At 69.7% G+C, this 2,674-nt stretch carries 1 protein-coding gene; it reads right to left on the bottom strand.

Annotation, left to right across the window (positions count from 1 at the left end):
* Positions 1 to 118: 118 nt before the first annotated feature.
* Positions 119 to 2,398, bottom strand: coding sequence for a (Fe-S)-binding protein (locus FOE67_RS22160; RefSeq protein WP_182666604.1), 2,280 nt, complete (start codon positions 2,396 to 2,398; stop codon positions 119 to 121).
* Positions 2,399 to 2,674 lie beyond the last annotated feature (276 nt).

Below are 2,674 nucleotides of genomic sequence, written 5' to 3' on the forward strand. Positions count from 1 at the left end.
GGAAAGGCGGACGGGGTGGGGGCGCACCGGATCACCGGTGCGCCCCCACCCCGCGGGTGTCGTCCGGGAGCGGGTCCGGCGCCGTCCCCGGACGGCGCCGTCCCGGGACGGCGCGTCCTCAGACGGTGGGCTGCGGCTCGGGCTCGCTCTCGCTTCCCGCCCCGCCCGCCGGCTCGGCGGGGGTCTTCACCGACTCCAGCAGCAGCTGCGCGACGTCGACGACCTGGACCTCCTCGCGGGCCTCGCCGTCGTTCTTCTTCGCGTTGACCGAGTCGGTCAGCATGACCAGGCAGAACGGGCAGGCGGTGGAGACGATGTCCGGGTTGAGGGCCAGCGCCTCGTCCACGCGCTCGGTGTTGACGCGCTTGCCGATGCGCTCCTCCATCCACATCCGGGCGCCGCCGGCGCCGCAGCAGAAGCCGCGCTCCTTGTGGCGGTGCATCTCCTCGTTGCGCAGGCCGGGCACCTTCCCGATGATCTCGCGCGGCGGGGTGTAGACCTTGTTGTGCCGCCCGAGGTAGCAGGGGTCGTGGTAGGTGATCAGGCCCTCGACGGGGGTCACCGGGATCAGCCGGCCCTCGTCGATGAGGTGCTGCAGCAGTTGGGTGTGGTGGATGACCTCGTAGTGCCCGCCGAGCTGCGGGTACTCGTTGGCCAGGGTGTTGAAGCAGTGCGGGCAGGTGGCGACGATCCGCTTCCTCGACTTCTCGACGGTGACGCCCTCCTCGGCGTCCTCGCCGAAGGCGGCGTTGAGGCTTTCGACGTTCTGCTGGCCGAGCTGCTGGAAGAGGAACTCGTTGCCCAGGCGGCGGGCGGAGTCACCGGTGCAGGACTCCTCGCCGCCCATGATGGCGAAGGAGACGCCGGCGGTGTGCAGGAGCTCCGCGAAGGCCTTGGTGGTCTTCTTGGCGCGGTCCTCCAGGGCGCCGGCGCAGCCGACCCAGTAGAGGTAGTCCACCTCGGTGAGGTCCTCGACGTCCTTCCCGACGACCGGGACGGGGAAGTCGACCTCCTTGGTCCACTCCAGGCGCTTCTTCTTGGCCAGGCCCCAGGGGTTGCCCTTGCGCTCCAGGTTCTTGAGCATCGTGCCGGCCTCGGAGGGGAACGCCGACTCGATCATCACCTGGTAGCGGCGCATGTCCATGATGTGGTCGACGTGCTCGATGTCGACCGGGCACTGCTCGACGCAGGCACCGCAGGTGGTGCACGACCACAGGACGTCGGGGTCGATGACGCCGTTCTCCTCGGCGGTGCCGACCAGGGGGCGGCGCGCCTCGGCGAGGGCCTCGGCCGGGACGTTCGCCAGCTGCTCCTCGCTCGCCCGCTCCTTGCCCTCGGCGTCGGTGGAGCCGCCGGCGAGCAGGTAGGGGGCCTTGGCGTGCGCGTGGTCGCGCAGCGACATGATGAGGAGCTTGGGGGAGAGGGGCTTGCCGGTGTTCCAGGCGGGGCACTGGGACTGGCAGCGACCGCACTCGGTGCAGGTGGAGAAGTCCAGCAGGCCCTTCCAGGAGAACTCCTCGACCTTGGAGACGCCGAAGGTGGGCTCCTCCTCGCTCTCCTCCTCGAAGACGGTCTCGAAGTCGACCGGCTTGCCGTTGACCATGATGGGCTGGAGCTCGCCCAGGGCGGTGCCGCCGCGGGCGTCGCGCTTGAACCAGATGTTGGGGAAGGCCAGGAAGCGGTGCCAGGCGATGCCCATGGAGAGGTTCAGGCTGACCGTGATCGCCCAGACCATCGTCACGCCGAGCTTGATCATCGCGGCGAGGTAGACGAGGTTCTGGAGGGTGGCGGTCTCCAGTCCGCTGAAGGCGAGGATCAGCGGATAGGTGACGAAGAAGGCGGGGGTGTAGGAGTCCACGCCCTGCAGGGCGCCCTCGAGGCCGCGCAGCACCAGGATGGCGACGCCGATGGTGAGGATGACGTATTCGACGAAGTACGCCTGCCAGGCGGTGGAGCCGGCGAAGCGGGACTTGCGGCCGGGGCGGGAGGGCAGGTTCAGCTGCCGGATGACGATGAGGGTCAGGATGCCCAGGGTCGTCATCGCGGCGATGAACTCGATGTACATCTCGTAGGGCACGAACGACCCGAGGACCGGCAGCAGCCAGTCGGCCCGGAAGAGCTGCCCGTACGCCTGGACGATGGTCAGGCCCAGGGTGAGGAAGCCGATGGCGACGAACCAGTGGGCGACACCGACCACGGCCCAGCGGTTCATGCGGGTGTGGCCGAGGAACTCCCGGGCGAGGGTGAGGGTCCGCTGTCCCGGTTGATCGGTGCGCAGGCCGGCGGGCACGGGTTGGCCGAGCCGCATGAAGCGGACGAGGTGCACGGCGGCGCGGGCGATCAGGGCAACGGCGACCGCGGTCAGGACCAGCGATACGACGATCGCGACGAGTTGCATGGCAACGGCTCCTCGAACCGGCGGAACATCCGGTGTGCGGATGGACGGACGGGTGGCGGACGGGCGTGGGGACGGACCGGCGACCCGGGGGTGCCGGGCCGTGGACCCCGGGTTCGGAGTCCTTCCCCGGAACAAGCTTACTAAGCGGTAACTTAACGGGTGTGGTCCGAGGGTACCGGGGCGGCGGCCCGCGGTGCAGACGGAGCGCCGGTGATATGCGTCGCTCGGCGCCCGGGGCGGCGGGGGAGGCCCCGCCCTGTCTCTTATACCCATCTC

This window comes from Streptomyces calidiresistens (assembly GCF_014141525.1).
Classification (GTDB): Bacteria; Actinomycetota; Actinomycetes; order Streptomycetales; family Streptomycetaceae; genus Streptomyces; species Streptomyces calidiresistens.

Bases quoted from the DNA above. Each gene is read 5' to 3' on its own strand.
- FOE67_RS22160 (WP_182666604.1), bottom strand. From the start codon at position 2,398: ATGCAACTCGTCGCGATCGTCGTATCGCTGGTCCTGACCGCGGTCGCC.